Annotated in this window: 22 protein-coding genes; 14 read left to right on the forward strand and 8 right to left on the reverse strand. The window is 68.2% G+C overall.

All coding sequences use genetic code 11. The annotated features are described in order from the left end of the window. From kdsA to KW843_RS12475, 5 genes are all read left to right on the forward strand, one after another. Nucleotides 1–858: a 3-deoxy-8-phosphooctulonate synthase gene (gene kdsA / locus KW843_RS12455; RefSeq protein WP_218295462.1), complete on the forward strand. Its 858-nt coding sequence runs from the start codon at nt 1–3 to the stop codon at nt 856–858. Nucleotides 859–861: 3 nt separating this feature from the next. Beyond that, the gene (locus tag KW843_RS12460; RefSeq protein ID WP_218295463.1) at nt 862–1152 is read left to right on the forward strand and encodes a DUF1330 domain-containing protein; all 291 of its coding nucleotides are present in this window, start codon (nt 862–864) and stop codon (nt 1150–1152) included. Nucleotides 1153–1335: 183 nt separating this feature from the next. Continuing rightward, entirely contained in the window at nt 1336–2622 is a 1287-nt protein-coding gene (eno, locus tag KW843_RS12465) for a phosphopyruvate hydratase (protein WP_218295464.1), read from the forward strand. A 104-nt stretch (nt 2623–2726) separates the two neighbouring features. Then, nucleotides 2727–3005, forward strand: coding sequence for a septum formation initiator family protein (locus tag KW843_RS12470; protein WP_218295465.1), 279 nt, complete (start codon nt 2727–2729; stop codon nt 3003–3005). Nucleotides 3006–3098: 93 nt separating this feature from the next. Then, on the forward strand, nt 3099–3608 hold the full coding sequence (locus tag KW843_RS12475) for a hypothetical protein (RefSeq protein ID WP_218295466.1): 510 nt from the start codon (nt 3099–3101) through the stop codon (nt 3606–3608). 20 nt (nt 3609–3628) lie between these two features. On the opposite strand, the gene KW843_RS12480 is transcribed toward KW843_RS12475, so the two are convergent. From KW843_RS12480 to KW843_RS12490, 3 genes are all read right to left on the reverse strand, one after another. Then, a complete protein-coding gene (locus KW843_RS12480; RefSeq protein ID WP_218295467.1) occupies nt 3629–4117 on the reverse strand; it encodes a CZB domain-containing protein in 489 nt (162 codons plus the stop codon). Nucleotides 4118–4281: 164 nt separating this feature from the next. Continuing rightward, complete coding sequence (locus tag KW843_RS12485; RefSeq protein ID WP_218295468.1) at nt 4282–5277, reverse strand: Hsp33 family molecular chaperone HslO; 996 nt, start codon at nt 5275–5277, stop codon at nt 4282–4284. Between the two features lie 26 nt (nt 5278–5303). Then, nucleotides 5304–5828 (reverse strand): gamma carbonic anhydrase family protein, encoded by a 525-nt coding sequence (locus tag KW843_RS12490; protein ID WP_218295469.1) that lies wholly within the window; start codon nt 5826–5828, stop codon nt 5304–5306. A 95-nt stretch (nt 5829–5923) separates the two neighbouring features. Between KW843_RS12490 and KW843_RS12495 the strand changes: the two genes are divergently transcribed. The 3 genes from KW843_RS12495 (at nt 5924) to KW843_RS12505 (ending at nt 9531) form a co-directional block, all read left to right on the forward strand. Continuing rightward, nucleotides 5924–6727 (forward strand): ferritin-like domain-containing protein, encoded by an 804-nt coding sequence (locus tag KW843_RS12495; protein ID WP_218295470.1) that lies wholly within the window; start codon nt 5924–5926, stop codon nt 6725–6727. Between the two features lie 91 nt (nt 6728–6818). Continuing rightward, nucleotides 6819–8084: an EAL and HDOD domain-containing protein gene (locus tag KW843_RS12500; protein ID WP_218295471.1), complete on the forward strand. Its 1266-nt coding sequence runs from the start codon at nt 6819–6821 to the stop codon at nt 8082–8084. Nucleotides 8085–8250: 166 nt separating this feature from the next. Then, nucleotides 8251–9531 (forward strand): EAL and HDOD domain-containing protein, encoded by a 1281-nt coding sequence (locus KW843_RS12505; protein ID WP_218295472.1) that lies wholly within the window; start codon nt 8251–8253, stop codon nt 9529–9531. Nucleotides 9532–9851: 320 nt separating this feature from the next. Here KW843_RS12505 and KW843_RS12510 read toward each other — a convergent pair whose 3' ends face one another. The 3 genes from KW843_RS12510 to KW843_RS12520 form a co-directional block, all read right to left on the reverse strand. Beyond that, on the reverse strand, nt 9852–10814 hold the full coding sequence (locus tag KW843_RS12510) for a tripartite tricarboxylate transporter substrate binding protein (RefSeq protein WP_218295473.1): 963 nt from the start codon (nt 10812–10814) through the stop codon (nt 9852–9854). Nucleotides 10815–10871: 57 nt separating this feature from the next. Then, nucleotides 10872–11771 (reverse strand): site-specific tyrosine recombinase XerD, encoded by a 900-nt coding sequence (xerD, locus tag KW843_RS12515; RefSeq protein ID WP_218295474.1) that lies wholly within the window; start codon nt 11769–11771, stop codon nt 10872–10874. Nucleotides 11772–11834: 63 nt separating this feature from the next. Beyond that, nucleotides 11835–12800: a tripartite tricarboxylate transporter substrate binding protein BugE gene (locus KW843_RS12520; protein ID WP_218295475.1), complete on the reverse strand. Its 966-nt coding sequence runs from the start codon at nt 12798–12800 to the stop codon at nt 11835–11837. 123 nt (nt 12801–12923) lie between these two features. On the opposite strand from KW843_RS12520, the gene KW843_RS12525 reads away from it, so the two are divergent. Together KW843_RS12525 and KW843_RS12530 are read left to right on the forward strand one after the other, a co-directional pair. Continuing rightward, nucleotides 12924–13829 carry an AEC family transporter gene (locus tag KW843_RS12525; protein WP_218295476.1) on the forward strand — a complete coding sequence of 302 codons (906 nt, stop codon included), beginning with the start codon at nt 12924–12926 and terminating at the stop codon, nt 13827–13829. Continuing rightward, entirely contained in the window at nt 13826–14512 is a 687-nt protein-coding gene (locus KW843_RS12530; protein ID WP_218295477.1) for a GDSL-type esterase/lipase family protein, read from the forward strand. The genes KW843_RS12525 and KW843_RS12530 overlap by 4 nt, the downstream gene beginning before the upstream one ends. Before the next feature lie 78 nt (nt 14513–14590). Here KW843_RS12530 and queG read toward each other — a convergent pair whose 3' ends face one another. Further along, nucleotides 14591–15640 carry a tRNA epoxyqueuosine(34) reductase QueG gene (gene queG / locus KW843_RS12535; protein WP_218295478.1) on the reverse strand — a complete coding sequence of 350 codons (1050 nt, stop codon included), beginning with the start codon at nt 15638–15640 and terminating at the stop codon, nt 14591–14593. Between the two features lie 12 nt (nt 15641–15652). On the opposite strand from queG, the gene tsaE reads away from it, so the two are divergent. The 3 genes from tsaE to KW843_RS12550 all read left to right on the forward strand — a co-directional run bounded on the left by tsaE (nt 15653) and on the right by KW843_RS12550 (nt 18123). Beyond that, nucleotides 15653–16180 (forward strand): tRNA (adenosine(37)-N6)-threonylcarbamoyltransferase complex ATPase subunit type 1 TsaE, encoded by a 528-nt coding sequence (gene tsaE / locus KW843_RS12540; RefSeq protein ID WP_218295479.1) that lies wholly within the window; start codon nt 15653–15655, stop codon nt 16178–16180. Between the two features lie 61 nt (nt 16181–16241). After that, a complete protein-coding gene (locus KW843_RS12545; RefSeq protein ID WP_218295480.1) occupies nt 16242–17669 on the forward strand; it encodes an N-acetylmuramoyl-L-alanine amidase in 1428 nt (475 codons plus the stop codon). Between the two features lie 115 nt (nt 17670–17784). Further along, complete coding sequence (locus tag KW843_RS12550; protein WP_218295481.1) at nt 17785–18123, forward strand: cupin domain-containing protein; 339 nt, start codon at nt 17785–17787, stop codon at nt 18121–18123. 243 nt (nt 18124–18366) lie between these two features. On the opposite strand, the gene KW843_RS12555 is transcribed toward KW843_RS12550, so the two are convergent. Beyond that, nucleotides 18367–19932 carry a methyl-accepting chemotaxis protein gene (locus KW843_RS12555; protein WP_218295482.1) on the reverse strand — a complete coding sequence of 522 codons (1566 nt, stop codon included), beginning with the start codon at nt 19930–19932 and terminating at the stop codon, nt 18367–18369. A gap of 304 nt (nt 19933–20236) precedes the next feature. Here KW843_RS12555 and KW843_RS12560 point away from each other — a divergent pair, with 304 nt between their 5' ends. Further along, nucleotides 20237–20476 (forward strand): glycine zipper 2TM domain-containing protein, encoded by a 240-nt coding sequence (locus KW843_RS12560; protein ID WP_218295483.1) that lies wholly within the window; start codon nt 20237–20239, stop codon nt 20474–20476. The last annotated feature ends 16 nt before the right edge of the window (nt 20477–20492 follow it).

Here is a 20492-nt window from a genome sequence, read left to right on the forward strand (position 1 = left end):
ATGCAGCTGTGCGGATTCAATGTCGGCCTGGACCAGCGCTTTTTCCTGATCGCGGGCACCTGCTCCATCGAAGGCCAGCAGATGTCGCTGGACGTCGCGGGCCAGCTCAAGGAGGTCTGCACGGCGCTGGGCATCCCCTTGATCTACAAGGGCTCGTTCGACAAGGCCAACCGCTCGTCCGGCAGCAGCAAGCGCGGCGTGGGGCTGGAGGCGGGCCTGAAGATCCTCGATGAAGTGCGCCGCCAGCTGCAGCTGCCCATCCTGACCGACGTGCACGACACCTCGCACGTGGCCGAGGTGGCCAGCGTGGTGGACGTGCTGCAAACCCCGGCCTTTCTCTGCCGCCAGACCGACTTCATCCGCGCGGTGGCGCAGTCCGGCAAGCCGGTGAACATCAAGAAGGGTCAGTTCCTCGCGCCCTGGGACATGAAGAACGTCATCGACAAGGCCCGCGCGGCCGCGCAGGAAGCCGGCCTCTCGGAAGACCGCTTCCTGGCCTGCGAGCGCGGCGTGAGCTTTGGCTACAACAACCTCGTGGCCGACATGACCAGCCTGGCCGAGATGCGCAACTCCGGCGCGCCGGTGGTGTTCGACGTGACCCACTCGGTACAGAAGCCCGGCGGCCTGGGCGCCGTGAGCGGTGGTGCGCGCGACATGGTGCCCGTGCTGGCGCGTGCCGGCGTGGCCGTGGGCGTGGCGGGCCTTTTCATGGAAACCCACCCCCGGCCCGCCGAGGCCTGGTCGGACGGCCCCAATGCAGTGCCTTTGAAGCACATGAAGGCGCTGCTGGAGACCTTGGTGGCGCTGGACGACATCACCAAGAAAAATGGATTCCTCGAAAACAACTTTGGAGCCTGAGACATGAGCAGTGGTTACGTCATCGCATCCGTCACCGTCACCAACCCTGAGCAGTACGAAGAGTACAAAAAGTGGAGCACCGTGGCCATGCAGGCGCATGGCGCCGAGGTGTGCATTCGCGGCGGCAAGGTGGAAGTGCTGGAGGGCGACTGGAACCCCGGCCGCACCGTGCTGCTCAAGTTCCCCAGCTTCGAGGCCGCGCGCGCCTTCTACGACACACCCGAGTACCAGAAAGCCAAGGCCGCCCGCGAAGGCGCCGCCATCATGCGCATGGTGTGCGTCGAGGGCGTCTGATACGCGGCGGCCAGCTCACGCCGGTCGGGTTGTACCCGGTTCGTACCTGCAGGCTGATTCACTATCAAATCAGTAGCATAAAATGACTACAGACGCGCCCAAGCGGCCATTTTGCCATTTGGCCTCAACAAGCAAAGCCCGTCCTGCCCGTCTGAATGAATTTCAAAAACCTCAAGGAAAATCATGAGTGCCATTGTTGACATCGTAGGCCGCGAAGTGCTGGACAGCCGCGGCAACCCCACCGTCGAATGCGACGTGCTGCTGGAATCGGGCGTGATGGGCCGTGCCGCCGTGCCTTCCGGTGCGTCCACCGGCAGCCGCGAAGCCATTGAAATGCGCGATGGCGACAAGAGCCGCTACCTGGGCAAGGGCGTGCTCAAGGCCGTGGAGCACATCAACACCGAGATCAGCGAAGCCGTGCTGGGCCTGGATGCCTCCGAACAGGCCTTCCTGGACAAGACCCTGATCGACCTCGACGGCACCGAGAACAAGAGCCGCCTGGGCGCCAATGCCATGCTGGCGGTCTCCATGGCCGTGGCCCGCGCCGCCGCCGAAGAGTCCGGCCTGCCGCTGTACCGCTACCTGGGCGGCATGGGCAGCGTGCAGTTGCCCGTGCCCATGATGAACGTGATCAACGGCGGCGCGCACGCCAACAACAGCCTGGACCTGCAGGAGTTCATGATCATCCCCGTGGGCGCACCGACCTTCCGCGAAGCCGTGCGCTGGGGCGCCGAGGTGTTCCACGCGCTCAAGAAGATCATCCACGACAAGGGGATGAGCACCGCCGTGGGCGACGAAGGCGGCTTTGCCCCCAGCGTCGAGAACCACGAAGCGGCCATCCGCCTCATCCTGCAAGCCATCGAAGCCGCTGGCTACACGGCGGGCGAGCAGATCGCCCTGGGCCTGGACTGCGCCGCGAGCGAGTTCTACAAGGACGGCATGTATGTGCTCGAAGGCGAAGGCGGCCTGAAGCTCACCGCCCAGCAATGGACCGACATGCTGGCGGCCTGGGTGGACAAGTACCCCATCATCAGCATCGAAGACGGCATGCACGAAGGCGACTGGGATGGCTGGAAGCACCTGACCGAACGCCTGGGCGACAAGGTGCAGCTGGTGGGCGACGACCTGTTCGTGACCAACACCAAGATCCTGAAGGAAGGCATCGACAAGCGCATCGCCAATTCGATCCTGATCAAGATCAACCAGATCGGCACGCTGACCGAAACCTTCGCCGCCATCGAGATGGCCAAGCGCGCCGGCTACACCGCCGTGATCTCGCACCGCTCGGGCGAAACCGAAGACAGCACCATCGCCGACATCGCCGTGGGCACGAATGCGGGCCAGATCAAGACCGGCTCGCTGTCGCGTTCGGACCGCATCGCCAAGTACAACCAGCTGCTGCGCATCGAGGAAGACCTGGGCGAGATCGCGCACTACCCCGGCCGCGCTGCGTTCTATAACCTGAAGTAATGGCCCCCACGGTCGCCCACTGCCTGTGGCTCCCTGCCTCCCCAGGGGGCCGCGTGTTGCCTTGGGGCGGCCCGGTGGCAAAACCCCACGCCAAGGGGTAAGCGATGGTCTCCCGCATTGTTCCCGTCATCCTGCTGGCCTTGCTCGCAGCACTGCACGCCCAGCTCTGGCTCGGGCGGGGCAGCGTGCCGCGCGTCAACGAGATGCAGCGGCAGATCGACGTGCAGAAGGCGGCCAACGACCAGGCCCGGCAGGCCAACGAACGCTTGTCCTCCGAGGTGCATGACCTCAAGGAAGGGCTCGACATGGTGGAAGAAAAGGCACGCAGCGAGCTGGGCATGGTCAAGCCCAACGAGGTCTACGTGCAGTTCACGCCGCGCTGAGCCGCGGCCACCGCGGCGCTATCCCGGCCCCGGCCTTGGACAGGGGGGTGCCCCCCTCCTCTCCACATCTCCACCTCTCGCCCTCCTGTCATCGTGCCGTCCCAGCCCACCCTCGTTGTCCTGCTCGGCGCGCCCGGCACCGGCGCGCAGGCGCTGGCCGCCGCGCTGCAGGAACGCCTGCCCCCCGGGGCGGTGCGCATTCTGTGGAGCCACGACCTGGGCGGCCTGCACTCTCCGGGCCAGGCCGATGCCACCCGCCACGTGCTGCTGATGGGGCTCGATCTGCCCTGCCCCGCGCGCGACCGGCCCGAACAGGAAGCCGCCGATGCAAGCCTGCGCACGGACCTCGCCCAGCGGGAGATGGGCTATCAGGTGGTGTATGGCCATGGCGATCAGCGGCTCGCCAATGCGCTGAACGCCATCAAAAACATGGCTCCGGACGCCAGTCTGTGGAGTACCGGCAGCACTTCTGCACCCACACCGGCTGCTCGGCCCGCGCGCACGGCACGCCTGCGCGCCTGGAACTGCGAGAAGTGCAGCGATCCGGAGTGCGAGCACCGCCTGTTCACCGCCCTGACCGGCCGGAACGCCCGCGGCGCCTGACCCGCCATCCGGCCATTCCGTCAGGGCAGTGGCTGCTGCACCAGGCCGCGCTTGAGTTCCTTGAGGAGCAGCACGACCTGGCTGGAGCCGTAGCGGTATCCGCCGTTGAGCACCTGCACGGCCTTGTCCCATTCGCCCTGCTGGGCCAGTGCCACCAGCATTGCGGCCTGTTCGTGAAAATACTGGTGGCGCGCCATCAGCACGGCATAGGCGGGCTGGTCGCCCAGCAGTTCACCGCCCACGCCATGGAGCCACCGCCCCAGCGCGCCACGGTCGCCGCGTCGCACCTCCGAAGGGTCCAGGCCCTGGGTGGTGCGCCCTTCGAGGTAGTCCATGAGGTGCGCCTTCCAGCGTTCGTGGGCATTGATGGCTGCGTCGATGTCGAGGGCCGCGAGCACGGTGTCCGCGCGTTGCGAATCCTGTGCCCCTGCGCTGCCGCTGTCGCACAGCTCCAGCGACGGCCCGGCCTCCCGCACGCGGGCGCCAAATACACGACGAAAAAAATCCATAGCCCCTCTTGCTGCGCCACACGGACAGGCGGCGCACGCGCACCCCGAGTGCACGGCGACCGGCGGACATCGCGGGCGGCAACGCCCGGGGCCGTGTGGAGAGCGCCGATCTTAGGCGCGATGGCGGCGGGCGATTGTCAACGATGGTCAGCCGGCGCGGCGGGCTACTGCAGGATCCCGCTCGGCCCGGGCGGCTGGCTGGAGGACGGCGGCACGAAGATCTGCGCGGCGTCCACGGCGTCGAAACGGTACTGCTGGCCGCAGAATTCGCAGCCGACCTCGATGTCGTCGCGCTCGGACAGGATGCTCTCGGCCTCTTCGCTGCCCAGGTTGCGCAGCATGTTGCTCACGCGCTCACGGCTGCAGGTGCAGGCAAAACGCGGGCCGCTGGCACCCTGCTGGGGTTCGAAGCGCAGCAGCTTTTCCTCCCAGAACAGGCGGCGCAGGATGGTGTCCACGTCCAGGGTCAGCAGCTCCTCGCGCGTCAGGCTGGCAGCCAGGTGCGCGATGCGGTTGTAGTCCTCGTTGTGGCCGATCTGGTCTTCGTTCTCGCGGTGGGTGAGGCCCTCGGCCAGGTTGCCCTCGCCCTTGATCGGCATGCGCTGGATCAGCAGGCCCGCGGCCACCTGTTCGTTGGCGCCCAGGACCAGGATGGTGTCCAACTGCTCGGACTGCAGCATGTAGTGCTGCAGCACATCCGACAGGCGTTCCAGCTTCTCGTGCCGGTCGCCATACAGCGGCACCACGCCCTGGTAGGGCTGCTGGCCGGGGTGGCGGTCCTTGGGGTCGAGCGTGATGGCGCAGCGGCCACCGCCGCCCACGTTCACCATCTGGCTCAGCGGCGCGCCCTCGGGCACCTCGCTGTTGACCGTGGCGGTGGCGCGCAGGCTCAGGTCCGACTGCACCTCGGCCACGGCCAGCTTCACGGGGCCGTCGCCAAACACCTGCAGCACCAGCGCGCCGTTGAACTTGATGTTGGACTGCATCAGCACGCCGGCGGCGGCCATCTCGCCCAGCAGCTCGCTCACCGGGGCGGGGTAGGCGCCGGTGCCGGTATTGCCCGCGCGGCGGCGCAGGATCTCGGTCCAGGCATCGGTCAGGCGCACGATCATGCCGCGCACTGGCAGGCCATCGAAGAGAAACTTGTGGAGTTCAGACACGCAGGGGTTCCAGAAAGGGTCGGCGTTCAGCCGATTTTGTGCAGGCCGCGCTGAAAGCGGCGCGCGTTGTCGATGTAGTGCTGGGCGCTCTGGCGCAGGCCCTCGATCTGCTCGGGCGTGAGTTCGCGCACGGCCTTGGCCGGGCTGCCGATGATCATGGAACCATCGGGAAACTCCTTGCCCTCGGTCACCAGGGCGCCCGCGCCCACCAGGCAGTGCCTGCCAATCTTGGCGCCGTTGAGCACGATGGCCCCGATGCCGATCAGCGACTCGTCGCCGATGGTGCAGCCGTGCAGCATGACCTGGTGGCCCACCGTCACGCGCTCGCCGATGACCAGCGGCATGCCGATGTCGGCATGCAGCACGCTCGCGTCCTGGATGTTCGAGCCCGCGCCGATGGTGATGCTTTCGGTGTCGCCACGCACCACCGTCCCAAACCAGACACTGGCATCCTCGCCAAGAACGACGTTTCCCATGACCTGGGCGCCTTCCGCCACCCAGGCCGAAGCCGCCAGCTGCGGCGCCACGCCGTCGAGTTCGTAAATCGCCATGCAAACACTCCAGAAAAATGAAGGCCGGAACCGGGCCTGCCAATGGTTACAAAGCGTGTGCAGTGTTCCGGGTGGCAGGGCCTAGAATTGTAAGGATGGAGCTTCGCCACCGTGCATTGCAGGTTTTGTGCCTTGCAGACCCTGAACAAAAAGCGGCCGCAGCGCTTGATCTGCAATCGCAAGCAGCTATTCTTTCCATAGCAGACAAAGCCCCTGAGGCCCCGCTGGATCCCGCGGCCCTGCCCGGCCGGCCGGAGCGGCCCCTGCTGCTGCGCCACACGCAGGTGGCCCGCCGCTCGCCCGCGACGGCCGAGGGGCGCGCAGTCCTCATCCATGCCATCGCGCACATCGAATTCAATGCCATCAACCTGGCGCTGGACGCGGTCTGGCGTTTCGACGGCATGCCCCGCGCCTACTACACCGACTGGATGCGCGTGGCGGGCGAGGAGGCACAGCATTTCCGCCTGCTGCGCGACCACCTTCGCGGCCAGGGGCACGACTACGGCGACTTCCCGGCCCACCAAGGCCTGTGGACGATGTGCGAGAAGACGCGGCACGACATCCTGGCGCGCATGGCGCTGGTGCCACGCACGCTGGAGGCGCGCGGCCTGGACGCCACGCCGCAGATCCAGGCCAAGCTGCGCCAGGTGGGCACGCCCGATGCGCTGGCCGCTGTGGAGATTCTCGACACCATCCTGCGCGAGGAGGTCGGCCACGTGGCCATCGGCAACCACTGGTACCGCTGGCTGTGCGAGCGCCGGGGCGTGGACCCTGAAACCCACTATGGCGCCCTGGTCAGGCAATACGAGGCCCCCCGCCTGAAGCCCCCGTTCAATGAAAAAGCGCGCCGCAGCGCCGGATTTACCGACGCCGAGCTGCGGTGGCTGCAACAGGTCTGATCCACCACCATGCGCCGACATGCGATGGCTCCTACAATCCGCGGCGCCTGCGGCCGCTGAAGCGGCAACACACTCACCCGAACCTCTGACCATGACTTCACTCACCGCCCCTGGGGCCTCCCTCGCCCCGCCCCCCGGCACCCAGTCCTCGGTCGCGATGATCGCGCGGCAGGCCATCGTCAACGCGCAGCAGGTGGTGGTCGGCTACGAGCTGTTCAACCGCTCGCGCAGCGGCGCGGCGCACACGGCCGCCACCGACGTCATCCTGGTCTTCACCGCACTCTCGCACGCGGGCACCGAAGAGCTGGTGGGCAAGAAGCTCATCTTCGTCAACTGCACGCACGAGAGCCTCTCCGGCGGCCACCTCGAACTGGTGGACCCCGACAAGGTGGTGCTGGAGATTCCGCCCCTGGGCCACACCGCCGCCGAAGAGGTCGCCACGCGCATGCCCATTCTGGCCGAACTGCGCGAGCGCGGCTTCCACCTGGCGTTCAACCACACGGTGCTGCAGTCGGCCTATGCCCCCTGGCTGCCGCTGGCCGACTACATCAAGCTCGACCTGTCGGTGCTGGCGCCCGACCAGCTGGCCGTGCTCATCAGCTACGCAGGCCGCCACTGCCAGGCCGAACTGATCGCCGAGAAGGTGGAAACCGCCCAGCAGTACGACATGGTGTCCAGCCAGGGCGTGCAGATGTTCCAGGGCTACTGGTTCGCGCGCCCGGCCCTGGTCGAGGCCAAGCTGCTCACGCCCTCGCAGGCGAGCATCATCGAGCTCATCAACCAGGTGCGCAAGCAGGCCAGCACGGACGACATCGAGGAAGTGCTCAAGAAGGACGCGGGCCTGGCCTTCAACCTGATGCGCTTGATCAACTCCGCGGGATTCGGTCTGTCGCGCGAGATCACCTCCTTCCGCCAGGCCGTGATGCTCATGGGCCTCAAGAAACTGTTCCGCTGGGCGGCGCTGCTGCTCACCGCGTCGCGCACCAGTGGCACCCCCTCCTCCGTCGGCCAGACCGCCGTGGTGCGCGGCCGCCTGATGGAGCTGCTGGCCCTGGAAACCCTGCCCCCCGAGGAAGCCGACCAGGCCTTCGTGGTGGGCATCTTCTCGCTGCTCGACGTGATGCTGTCCATGCCCATGGAATCCGCGCTGGGGCTGCTCAACGTGCCCGAGCCCGTGGCGGCGGCGCTGCTGCGTCGCGAAGGATTCCTCGGAGACCTGCTCACGCTGGCCGAAGCCTGCGAATCCAGCGACGACGTGGTGTTCGACCGCACGGCCGGCTTGCTGCACCTCACCAGCCAGCAGATCAACTTCGCGCACCTGCAGGCCCTGGCCTGGGCGGACCAGCTTGCGGACTGAGCCCCGGTTCGCGTCCCACGCCCCCGCCGCGCGGCCTGCGGGGCCGCACGGGGCACGCCGGCCTGCAGCCGCCTTGGCCGCCATCAAAATCCGCGCGGCCAGTTCGCGAAGTGGCATGCCGGTCTAGAATCAGTGCAGACCCCAGCCCTTCACCACAGCGGACCCCATGTCGAGCACACCTGAACAAGACGCCCCGCAAGCTGATTCACCCGCGGTTGAACCCGTGGATGAGAACATTGCCATCATTGCGCGACAGGCCATCGTGGACGAATCCCGCGCCGTCTATGGCTACGAGCTGTTCGACCGGTCCACGGCCTCGGACTCCCACACGGCGGCCAGCGATGCCGCGCTGCTCTTCAACGCCCTGTCGTACGCCGGCACCGAAGCCCTGGTCGGCAAGAAGACGGTGTTCATCAACTGCACCCACGACAGCCTTTCCGGCGGCCACCTGGAACTGATCCACCCCGAAAAGGTGGTGCTGGAAGTACCGCCGCTGCACGACACGGCCACCCCCGAGGAAATCGAAGGCCGGGTGCCCACCCTGGAGGCCCTGCGCACCCGCGGCTTTCGCCTGGCCTTCGACCAGCAGGCGCTGCGCCGCGCCTACACCAGCTGGCTGCCGCTGGCCGCTTTCATCAAGCTGGACATGATGGCCTTCAAGCCCGAACTGGCGGGGCCGCTGGTCAAGTTTTCCACCACCCACAGCAAGGCCACGCTGGTGGCCGAAAAAGTGGAGACCGCCGAACAGTACGAACTGATGCGGGGCCTGGGCGTCAAGCTGTTCCAGGGCTTCTGGTTCGCCCAGCCGTCGCTCGTGAAGGCCACGACGATCCGCCCTTCGCAGGCCACCATCATCCAGCTCCTCAACCTGGTGCGCAAGCAGGCCACCACCGCCGAGATCGAGGACCTGCTCAAGAAGGACCCCACGCTGTCCTTCAACCTGCTGCGCTTCATCAACTCCTCGGGCTTCGGGCTCTCGTGCGAGATCACCTCGTTCCGCCACGCGGTGATGATCCTCGGCCTCAAGAAGCTGTTCCGCTGGGCGGCCCTCCTGATGACCACCTCACGCGCGGGCGGCGTGCCGCCGGCGGTGGGCCAGACCGCCGTGGTGCGCGGCCGCCTGATGGAGCTGCTGGCCGCCGAACTGCTGCCGCCCGAGGAATGCGACAACGCCTTCGTGGTGGGCGTGTTCTCCCTGCTCGACACCATGCTGGGCGTGCCGCTCGATAAGGCGCTGGAATCCGTGGCCCTGCCCGAACCGGTGATGGACGCGCTGCTGCGCGGCAGCGGCGTGTTCGCGCCCTTCCTGGAGCTGACCAAGGCCTGCGAGAGCGGCGATGAGGTGGCCTTTGCCAAGGCGGCCGACGCGCTGCACCTGTCCAACCGCCAGGTCAACTGGGCCCACCTGCAGGCCCTGACCTGGGCCGAGAGCCTCAACGAAGACTGAGGCACGCCGTCGCGGGGCGCCTTGGCCCGGCATTCGCACACCCGGGCCCTGGTCATCCAGGGCCCGCTGCGTTGTCATGCCGGTCAATTGTTTCCCCGGATGCCCGCCATGCGGAGGGTGCGCGCGTTGCCGGCGGCATCCAGCTTGCGGCGGATGTCCCCCAGGGCCAGGATCGCAGAAGGCGCCTGCGCGGGAACATGGATGCCAAACGGCGACGGCAGATCGGGCCGTGCGGGCGCTCCCACCGCCAGCGGCTGGAGCCTGCCCGCCTTGCCTTCAGGTGCTGAAAAGACCGCGCCCTCGGGCGGCAGGAGAATCCATCAATCGAGTTCGAGCTTGCGCTCGCGGATGAGCTTGGCCCATTTCTCGTTCTCGCCCTTCACGAAGCTGAAGAACTCCACAGGGCCCAGCGAATGCACTTCGGACCCCGTGGACGCGAACTTGGCTTTCACGTCGGCCTGCGCCAGCACCTTCGCCAGTTCGGCGGCCAGCCTGTCCACGGTGTCCCTGGGCATGCCGGCCGGCCCCACCAGGCCCTGGAAGCCCACGGACTCCATCGCCGCGAAGCCCAGCTCACCGACCGTGGGCACATCGGGCAGCTGTGGATCGCGCCGGGGGCCGGTCACGGCCAGCGCCTTGAGCTTGCCGCCCTTGATCTGGGGCAGCAGCACCGTACCCGCGTCGATGAGCAGTTGCGTCTGGCCGCCGATCAGATCCTGCACCGCGGGCGCACTGCCCTTGTATGGCACGTGCGTCACGTCCAGCCCGGTGGCCTGGTTCATGAGCTCGCCATTGAGGTGGGTGGAAGTGCCCGCGCCGCCCGAGGCGAAGTTCACCTTGCCGGCGTTGGCCTTGGCCCAGGCCACCCACTCCTTGAGGTCCTTGGCCGGGTGGTCCAGCCGGGTCACCGCGATGTAGCTGCCCTGGCTGATCTGGCCGATGTAGCTGAACTGCTTGAGCGGGTCATAGGGCATCTTGCGCTGCAGGTAGGGCGCGATGGCGAAAGGGCCGGTATTGGCCAGCAGGATGGTGTAGCCGTCCGGCGCCGCGCGCGTGAGCTCCGTGGCGGCCAGCATGCCGCCCGCGCCCGGCTTGTAGTCCACCACGATCTGCTGCTTGAGCGCTTCCTGCAGCGGCACCTGCACGGTGCGCGCGGCAAAGTCGATGCCGCCCCCTGGCGGGTAGCCCACGATGAGCCGGATGGGCTTGGCCGCGGGCCAGGCCTGCGCCATGGACAGGGTGGCGGCGCCCAGCAGCAGCGCGCCGGCAATCATTTTTTTCATGCATGTCTCCTGGTTGGTATCGACGGGGTCGGTCACACGGCCTGTCTGCCTGCTGCGCTAGCCGCGTGGATGGTGCTGCGCGTGCAGCGACTTGAGCCGCTCCCGCGCCACGTGGGTGTAGATGGTGGTCGTGGAAATGTCCGCATGCCCCAGCAGCAGCTGCACCACGCGCAGGTCGGCGCCATGGTTGAGCAGGTGCGTGGCGAACGCGTGCCGCAGCGTGTGCGGCGAGAGCGGCGTGGTGATGCCGGCGACGGCCGCCCACTTCTTGACGATGACCCAGAACATCACGCGGGTCATGCCGCTGCCGCGCTGGGTCACGAACAGGTCGTCGGTCTGCTGGCCCGCAAGGATCTCGCCACGCGATTCCCGCAGGTAGCGTTCCAGCCACTGCCGCGCCTCTTCGCCAAACGGCACCAGCCGCTCCTTGCTGCCCTTGCCCATCACCCGCAGCACGCCTTCGTTCAGGCCCAGCTGGAAGGTCTTGAGCGTGACCAGTTCGGTCACGCGCAGGCCGCTGGCGTACATCAGTTCCAGCATGGTGCGGTCGCGCAGTCCCAGGGGGTTGCCCAGGTCCGGCGCCGCGAGCAGTGCCTCCACCTGCGCCTGCGACAAGGTCTTGGGCACGCGCAGGGGCTGGCGCGCGGCGGTGAGCCGCACCGTGGGGTCGGCGGCGATCCGCCGCTCGCGCAGCGCCCAGTGAAAGTAGCGCCTGAGCACGGTGAGGCGCCGGTTGGCCGACGTGGCGCGGGTCTCGGCGTGGCGCGCCGCGAAGTAGCCCTGCAGGTGGTGTTCGGCCGTGCCGTCCAGCGCCAGGGCGGGTTGCTGCGCGGCCAGCCACTGCGCGTACAGCGTCAGGTCGCGGCGATAGGCTGCCAGCGTGTTGCGCGAAAGGCCGTCCTCCAGCCACAGGGCATCCACAAAGGCATCGATCGCGTTCAGGCTGGGGGCAAGCATCCAAAAACGATAGCACGTAAAAAAGCCGCCCGGGCGCGGGCGGCTTCTGGAGTGCGCACGGAATTATTCGAGCGCCAGTTTCTGCTTGACCACCACGTCCTTGTACACGGCGAATTCCGCCTTGATCTGCTCGGCGAACTGCTCGGGCGTGTTGCCCAGCACGATGGAGCCGGTGTCTTCGATGCGCTTCTTCACGGCCGGATCTTCCAGCGCCTTGCGCACGGCGGCGTTGACCTTGTCCACCACCTCCTTGGACAGGCCCTTGGGGCCCACGATGCCGTAGTACGCCATGCGGTTCACGGGCTCCAGGCCCATTTCCTTGAACGTGGGCACGTTGGGCAGGGCGGCAACGCGCTGCGGCGCGGCGACCACGATGGGCACCAGGCGGTTTTCCTTGATGAAGGGCAGCGCCGAGGGCAGGTTGTCGAAAATCATGGGCACCTGGCCGGCCACGGTGTCATTCAGGGCGGGGCCCGCGCCACGGTAGGGGATGTGCGTCACGAAGGTGCCCGAGAGGTTCTTGTACAGCTCCATCTGCAGGTGGCCGATGCCGCCCGTGCCGGACGAGGAGTACGAATACTTGCCGGGCGACTTCTTGATCTCGGCCACGAACGCCTTGTAGTCCTTGGCGGGGAAGCTGGGGTGCACCGCAATGATGTTGGGCGTGGCCGCGATGTTGATGATGGGCGTGAAGTCCGTCAGCGGGTTGTACGGCGTCTTGGGGTTGATGGCGGGATTGGCCGCCGTGGTGGACACGGTGGCCACGCCCAGCGTGTAGCCATCCGGCGCCGAACGGGCGGTTTCGGCCGCGCCCACGATGCCGCCGCCACCGGCCTTGTTTTCCACGATCACGGATTGGCCCAGGGCCTTGCCCAGCGGGTCGGCGATCACGCGCGCAATGATGTCGGTGGTGCCGCCGGGCGCGAAGGGCACCTGCAGCTTGATGACCTTGTTGGGGTAGCCCTGGGCGGCAGCGGACCCTGCGGCGGCAGCCAGTACGGTCAGCGCGAGCCATTGACGACGATGCATTGAGTTCTCCTTCATGGGTGACAGACAGCCTGGATGGTATGCGCAACCGGTGTCCTGGCAGCCTGCGGATTCCACATAAGGGCTAACCCGCAGAACACGACACGGATCAAGTATTCTCCGTGCGTGAATTACGCCCAGCTCCTGCTTCCCGACTTCTCCCTCATCCTGTGCGGCTACCTCATCTGCCGCTACACCGCCCTGAACCGCTCGGTATGGCAGCCGGTGGAGAGCCTGGTGTACTACCTGCTGTTCCCCGTGCTGCTGTTCCAGTCCATCGTCAAGAGCCCGGTGGACATCGGCGCCGCATCGGGGCTGATCGCCGCCGGGCTGATCTCCGGCCTGATCGGGATCGCGCTGGCCTACAGCCTGCCGCACTGGCCCTGGCTGGGCCGGCGCATCGACGCGCGCGACCATGCCGCCAGTGCCCAGGTCGCGTTCCGCTTCAACTCGTTCATTGGCCTGGCCATTGCCGAGCGCCTGGCGGGCTCCGAGGGCCTGCTCATGATCGCCGTGCTGATCGGCGTGTGCGTGCCGCTGTTCAACGTGGCGGCCGTGTGGCCGATGGCGCGGCACGGCCAGCACAGCTTCGCGCGGGAGCTGGTGCGCAACCCGCTGATCGTCGCCACGGTATCGGGGCTGGTGGCCAACCTGCTGGGCTTCAGGATTCCCGACTGGGCCGCGCCCACGGTGGGCCGCATCAGCGCGGCATCGCTGGCGCTGGGGCTGATGGCCGCGGGCGCGGGCCTTCAGTTTGGCCTGCTCACGCGCGGCAAGGCGCTGAGCGTGGCGGTGCTGTCCATCCGGCACCTGCTGCAGCCGCTGCTCGCGTTCGGCATGGCGCGCCTCTTTGGGCTGAACCCGGTGCAGACCACCATGCTGCTCGCCTTCTCCGCGCTGCCCACCGCCTCCACCTGCTATGTGCTGGCGGCGCGCATGGGCTACAACGGACCGTACGTGGCGGGGCTGGTCACGCTGTCGACCCTGCTGGGCATGGTCAGCCTGCCGTTTGCCCTGGGATTTCTGCGATGACCGATCCACACCCTGCCCTGCGTTCCGCCGCCCTGGTCCAACCACGCCGCCGCGCGTTGATGGCGGGCCTGGCGGCCGTGGCGCTTGTGCCGCTGGCGGGCTGCGGGCGCAAGGCCCCGCGCGCGCAGACGGTGCCCACTGGCGCCACGGTGCTGGCGCTGGGTGATTCGCTGACCTCCGGCGTGGGCGCATCGGCCGACACCGCCTACCCTGCCGTGCTGGCGCGCCTGACGGGCTGGAAAGTGGTCAACGCCGGCGTGTCGGGCGACACCTCGGCCCAGGCGCTCGAACGCCTGCCGGCGCTGCTGCAATCGCACCAGCCCGCGCTGGTGATCGTGGGCATCGGCGGCAACGACTTTCTGCGCCGCCAGAGCGCCAGCACCACCCGCGCCAACATCGTGCGCATCTGTACGGAGGCGCGCGCCAGCGGCGCCCAGGTGCTGCTGGTGGCCGTGCCCGAGCTGTCTCTCTTGGCGGCCTCCACCGGCCGGCTGGGCGATCACGCGCTGTACGAAGAAGTGGCGACCGAGCTGAAGATTCCACTGCACAGCAAAGGCTGGTCCGGCGTGCTGTCCGACGCCCGCCTGCGGTCCGACCAGATCCACGCCAATGCGGCCGGCTACGAGCGGTTTGCGCAAGGGCTGGTGGAAACGCTCAGGGACGCCGGGCTGCTGGCGCGGTAAAGCCACACAGAGCCTCGGCCTGAATACTCATTTTTTGATAGCTGCCAGCGTTTACCTATCAAGCGCTAGAGCCCATTTTCATTCAAAATCCAGCGCCCAGGCCACATGTTCGCGCACGAGTTCACTGGGCTCCTGGGCACGGGACTGCAGCGCCGCACGCACCGCGCCATCGCCCGTGGCCCGCAGCGCATTGCCCAGCGCCACGGCCACGTTGCGCAGCCAGCGCTCGTGGCCAATGCGGCGGATGGGGCCGCCCTCGGTCATGCGCAGGAAGGTGGCCTCGTCCCATGCGAACAGGTGCGCCAGCTGCTGGCCCGCGAGGCCCTTGCGCTCGTCGAAGTCGGGCAGCCGGCTGGCCTGCGCGAACTTGTTCCAGGGGCAGATGAGCTGGCAGTCGTCGCAGCCGTAGATGCGGTTGCCCATGAGCGGCCGCAGTTCCAGCGGGATGGGCCCCGCGTGCTCGATGGTCAGGTACGAGATGCAGCGCCGCGCATCGAGCCGGTGCGGCGCGATGATGGCCTGCGTGGGGCAGATGTCGATGCAGGCGCTGCAGCTGCCGCAGTGCGCGGTGACCGGGGCGCTTTCAGGCAACGCCATGTCCACGTAGATCTCGCCCAGGAAGAACATCGAGCCCGCCTCGCGGTTGAGCACCAGGGTGTGCTTGCCGCGCCAGCCCTGGCCGCTGCGCGAGGCCAGCTCGGCCTCCAGCACCGGCGCGGAATCGGTGAATACGCGGTGGCCGAAGGGGCCGATGGCCTCGGCGATGCGGTCGCTGAGTTTTTGCAGGCGGGCGCGCAGCACCTTGTGGTAGTCGCGCCCCCGGGCATAGACCGAGACGATCCCTTCCTGCGGGCGGGCCAGGCGCCCCAGTTCGAAAGCCTGCCAGCCGCCGGACGTGCCCGTGCCCGTATCGCGCGGCAAGTAATCCATGCGTGCCGTGATCACGCTCACGGTGCCGGGCACCAGTTCGGCCGGGCGCGCGCGCCTCATGCCGTGCGATGCCATGTAATGCATGTCACCATGGAAGCCCTGCGCCAGCCAGGCCGAAAGGCCGGGCTCTGCGGCGGACAAGTCCACCCCCGCCACGCCGATTTGGGAAAATCCCAGTTCGCGGGCCCACTCCTGCATTTGAGGAACGAGTTGACTGTTGCACCACATACCGGCCAGATTGTAGGAAGCGGCACGGCCGCCCCGACCGAACCCGCCCCCCCCTTCACCTGGCGCAGCGAGGATGACACCGCCGCCTTCGCGCAGCGCCTGGCCGCGCAGCCGGGGCTGTCCAACGCCTTCGTCACGTTGCACGGCGACCTGGGCGCGGGCAAGACCACGCTGGTGCGCCACCTGCTGCGCGCCCTGGGCGTGCAGGGCCGGATCAAGAGCCCCACCTACGCCGTGGTGGAGCCACACGAGGCCCCGGGCCTGGCGATCTGGCACTTTGATTTCTACCGCTTCGACGATCCGCGCGAATGGGAGGACGCGGGCTTCAGGGACATTTTTGCCAACCCGGGGCTCAAGGTGGCAGAATGGCCGGAAAAGGCTGCAGCGCTTACGCCGCCTGCGGACCTTGCTATACACATTGAAGCAATTGACGACACCGAAAGGAAGATCACGGTGCACGCCCAAACCGCCAACGGCCGCCACATGCTGCAAGGGCTGCTGAACCCATGAGCCGCCCATCGGCCGCACCGACCCCGGCCTGCCCCCGCGCGCCCCGCACGGGAGGCCCGCGATGAGCCCCGGCAGCGCCAGCGGCACGCCCCAGGCCGCAGCCCGGGGCGTGGCTTCGCGCCGGGCCGTGCTGCAGGCGGGCAGCCTCGTGCTGCTGCTGGGCACGCAGCAGATCGCGCGCGGCGCCACCATCCTGGCCGTGCGCGTCTGGCCCGCGCCCGAATACTCGCGCGTGACCATCGAGTCCGACGGCGCGCTGGTGGCCAAGCAGTTCTTCGTGACCACGCCGCCGCGCCTGGCGGTGGACATCGAGGGCATCGACCTCAGCCCCGAGCTGCGCGAACTGGTCGCCAAGGTCAAGCCGGACGACCCCAACATCGCGGGCATCCGCGTGGGGCAGAACGCGCCCGGGGTGGTGCGCCTGGTGGTGGACCTCAAGCAGCCCGCCATGCCGCAGGTGTTCACGCTGCCCCCCGTGGCGGCGTACCGGCACCGCCTGGTGTTCGACCTTTACCCCGCCGCGCCGGTGGACCCGCTGGAGGCCCTCATCGCGGAGCGCCTGCGCGATGCCCCCGTGACCACGGCCGCCGCCACCCCCAAAGCGCCCACGCCGCCCGCCGAGCACGACCCGCTCGGCGACCTCATCGCGCAGCGCACCACCCGCCCCGTCCCGGCAGAGCACCCGCCCGTGGCGGCGCCCCCGGTGGCGGCCGCCCCGGCCGAAACCACGCGCCCGCCGGGCAACCGGGCCACGTCCACGCACACCGACCGCATCATCATCGTCGCGCTCGACCCCGGCCACGGCGGCGAGGACCCGGGCGCCATCGGCCCCTCGGGCACGCGCGAGAAGGACGTGGTGCTGCGCGTGGCCCACCTGCTGCGCGACCGCATCAACGCCACCACCGTGGGTGGCAATCCCATGCGCGCCTTCCTCACGCGCGACGGCGACTACTTCGTGCCCCTGGGCACGCGCGTGCAGAAGGCCCGGCGCGTGCAGGCCGACCTGTTCGTGAGCATCCACGCCGATGCCTTCACCACGCCGGCCGCGCGCGGCGCCAGCGTGTTCGCGCTGAGCCAGGGCGGCGCCTCCAGCACCGCCGCGCGCTGGCTGGCCAACAAGGAGAACCAGGCCGACCTGGTGGGGGGCATCAACGTGCAGTCCAAGGACCAGCACGTGCAGCGCGCGCTGCTCGACATGAGCACCACCGCGCAGATCAACGACAGCCTCAAGCTCGGCTCCGTGCTGCTGGGCGAGATCGGCGGCATGGCCAAGCTGCACAAGCCGCGCGTGGAGCAGGCGGGCTTCGCAGTGCTCAAGGCCCCCGACATCCCCAGCGTGCTGGTGGAAACCGCCTTCATCAGCAACCCCGACGAGGAAAAGCGCCTGCGCAGCAGCGCCTACCAGGAGCAGCTGGCCGACGCGCTGATGCGCGGCATCACGCGCTACTTCGCCAAGAACCCGCCACTGGCGCGCAGCCGTTCCGTCTAGCCTTGCGCGGACCGCCAAGTGCAGGCAAAGTAGCCTTCATCACCCACGCCCCGGCGTGCAGGCATGTGCTTCCTGCACACCGGCACGCACCGGGGAGGACGGAAGGAGAAACGCCATGGCACTGCCCCACGCCCAATCCGGCCAGATCGTCAGCGTGCGCCCCCTGGGCGACCGCCTGCCCGAGGCCATCACCACCGCCATCCTGAAGGCCGGCCAGCTCGAAGTCATGCGCGTCGTGCTCCCCGTGGGCAAATCCATGAAGGAACACCAGACCCCCGGCGAGGCCACGGTGCAGTGCATCGAGGGCGTGGTCGAGTTCGTCAGCGAGGACGGCATCCAGCAGCTGCATCCCGGCGACTTCGTGCACCTGGCGCCGCGCGCGCTGCATTCGCTCAAGGCGGTGGAGCACGCGTCCCTGCTGGTCACCCTGTGCCTGCTGGCGGGTGGGCGCTGAGGTTTTTTCAGATCCCTGTTTTGGCGCAGCCACTATTCATCGGGCCGTGCGCCACCGGCGACGAATGCAGCTGGCGCAGCCAGCGCGAGTGCGCCCCGCGCAAGGGCCGCCAGGCCGCGCATGCGGCGCTTCGCCTGCATGCGCTGGCAGCATCCCCCTCTCGGCTCGCACGGCGAGGCGAGAGAGGGGCTGAGGGCTGAGGGCTGAGGGCTGAGGCACGAATCGACTCAGAGGGGGTTCGCCTCACCGCTCCAGGCGGAACACGCTCACGACCTCCGCAAGCCGCGCCGCCTGGTGCTTGAGGCTGTCGGCGGCGGCGGCGCTCTGCTCCACCAGCGCGGCGTTCTGCTGCGTGACCTGGTCGAGCTGCGTCACCGCCTCGCCGACCTGGCTGATGCCGATGGTCTGCTCGCCCGTGGCGCTGGAGATCTCGCCAATCAGGTCGCTCACCCGCTGGACCTGCGCGACGATGTCTTCCATGCTGTGGCCGGCATCCCCCACCAGCTGGGTGCCGTTTTCCACCTTCTGCACGCTGTCGCTGATGAGCGCCTTGATCTCCTTGGCCGCGGAGGCCGAGCGCTGCGCCAGGCTGCGCACCTCGCTGGCCACCACGGCGAAGCCACGTCCCTGCTCGCCCGCGCGCGCCGCCTCCACCGCCGCGTTCAGCGCCAGGATGTTGGTCTGGAACGCGATGCCGTCGATCACCGCGATGATGTCGGTGATCTTGCGCGACGCGGCCGAGATGTCCTGCATGGTGGCCACCACCTGGCCCACCACCTCGCCCCCCTTCACCGCCGCGGCCGATGCCGCGCCCGCCAGCACGGCGGCGCGCTGCGCGGTGTCGGAGTTGTTCTTCACGGTGCTGGTGATCTGCTCCATGGACGCGGCCGTCTGCTCGAGGTTGCTGGCCTGCTCCTCGGTGCGCTGGCTCAGGTCGGCATTGCCCGAGGCGATCTCGCTGGAGCCGGTGGCGATGGAGTCGCTGCTGTGGCGCACGTCGCCCACGATGCGCACCAGCGATGCCTGCATGGTTTCCATGGCCTGCATCATCTGCGCCACCTCGCCGCGCCCCTGCGCGTGGATGGGCCGCGACAGGTCGCCCTCGCCGATGCGCCGGGCCACCGCGGCCACCTCGCCCAGCGAGCGGCGGATGCGCCGCACCACCACCCAGGACAGCAGCACCAGCAGCGCCAGCCCCGCGATGCCCGCCGCCAGCACGGCGGCGCGGTAGGAGCCGATCAGGCCCGCGGCCTCGGCGGCCTGGTCGGCCGACCGCTGGATCTGGTATTCCACCATCTTGTCCGCGACCGCGTTGTACTGGTTGACAACCGGCACGAAGGTGGACATGGCAAACGACTTGGCCTGTGCCATGTCGCCTGCCTTCTTGAGCGCCAGGGCCTTGTCGCGCGTGGCGAGGTACGGCGTGCGCACCGCCGCCAGCTCCTCCTGGATGCGCAGGCCTTCGGGGCTGGTTTCCAGCTCGCTGTAGCGCTTTTGAACCTTGGACGTGTCGGCCGTGGTGGCGGCGATCAGGTCCTTGAAGAAGTTCTGCAGGTCGTCGCCTTCGGACTGCACCACCGAGAACACCCGCGTGGAGTTGACCGCGATGTTGCTGCGCCAGCGCAGGGCCAGCTGCAGGCGTTCGACCTGCTCATTGGCCAGGCCGTCCACCGTCCTGCCCAGGTGCTGCACGCGCACCAGGCTCAACGCCAGGATGAGCACGAGCGCCAGGACGGCCACCCCCACGATCAGGCCGATTTGTTGCGCCACCGTCAGCTGCGGGCCCGTGCGGGATGTTTGAGGGTCCATGGTGTGTGTCCTTATACGAATGGATTGCATTAGAAATGATCTGCTGCCGCCCGCCGGTTGGCAACCACCGGCGATGCCACGTAAACCCGCCCCAGGGGGAACGTGATGCCCGCGCACCACGGGAACCGCCGGCACTTGGCAACGCGGCGGGCGTTTCCCATGAGGTCGCATGTCCTACAGCGGCATCCCACGGCTGCCTACGCGGGGGGCCCGCCGGGCGAAGGATAGTGAAGCCACAGGTCCAGCCCGTCTGCAGCCGCAGCCGGACTCCCAGGCCTGATTCCATTCACAAAGGACTCTTGCCATGAAAATCCGTCACATCCTTCTTGCGACCACCTGTACCGCAGCCCTGGCACTGGGTGGTTGCGCTTCGAACCCCACCAGCGCACAGGTGGGCACCGGCGTGGGCGCCGTGGTCGGTGGTGTCGCCGGCAATGCCGTCTTCGGGGGCCCCGCAGGCACGATTGGCGGTGCCGCCGCCGGCGCCCTGATCGGCCATGAGATCGGCGAGGACCGCGATCAGCGCCGGCCTTATCGCCGCTGATCCCCCCGGCCGCCGG

The organism is Acidovorax sp. sif1233 (genome assembly GCF_019218755.1).
Lineage (GTDB): Bacteria > Pseudomonadota > Gammaproteobacteria > Burkholderiales > Burkholderiaceae_C > Acidovorax.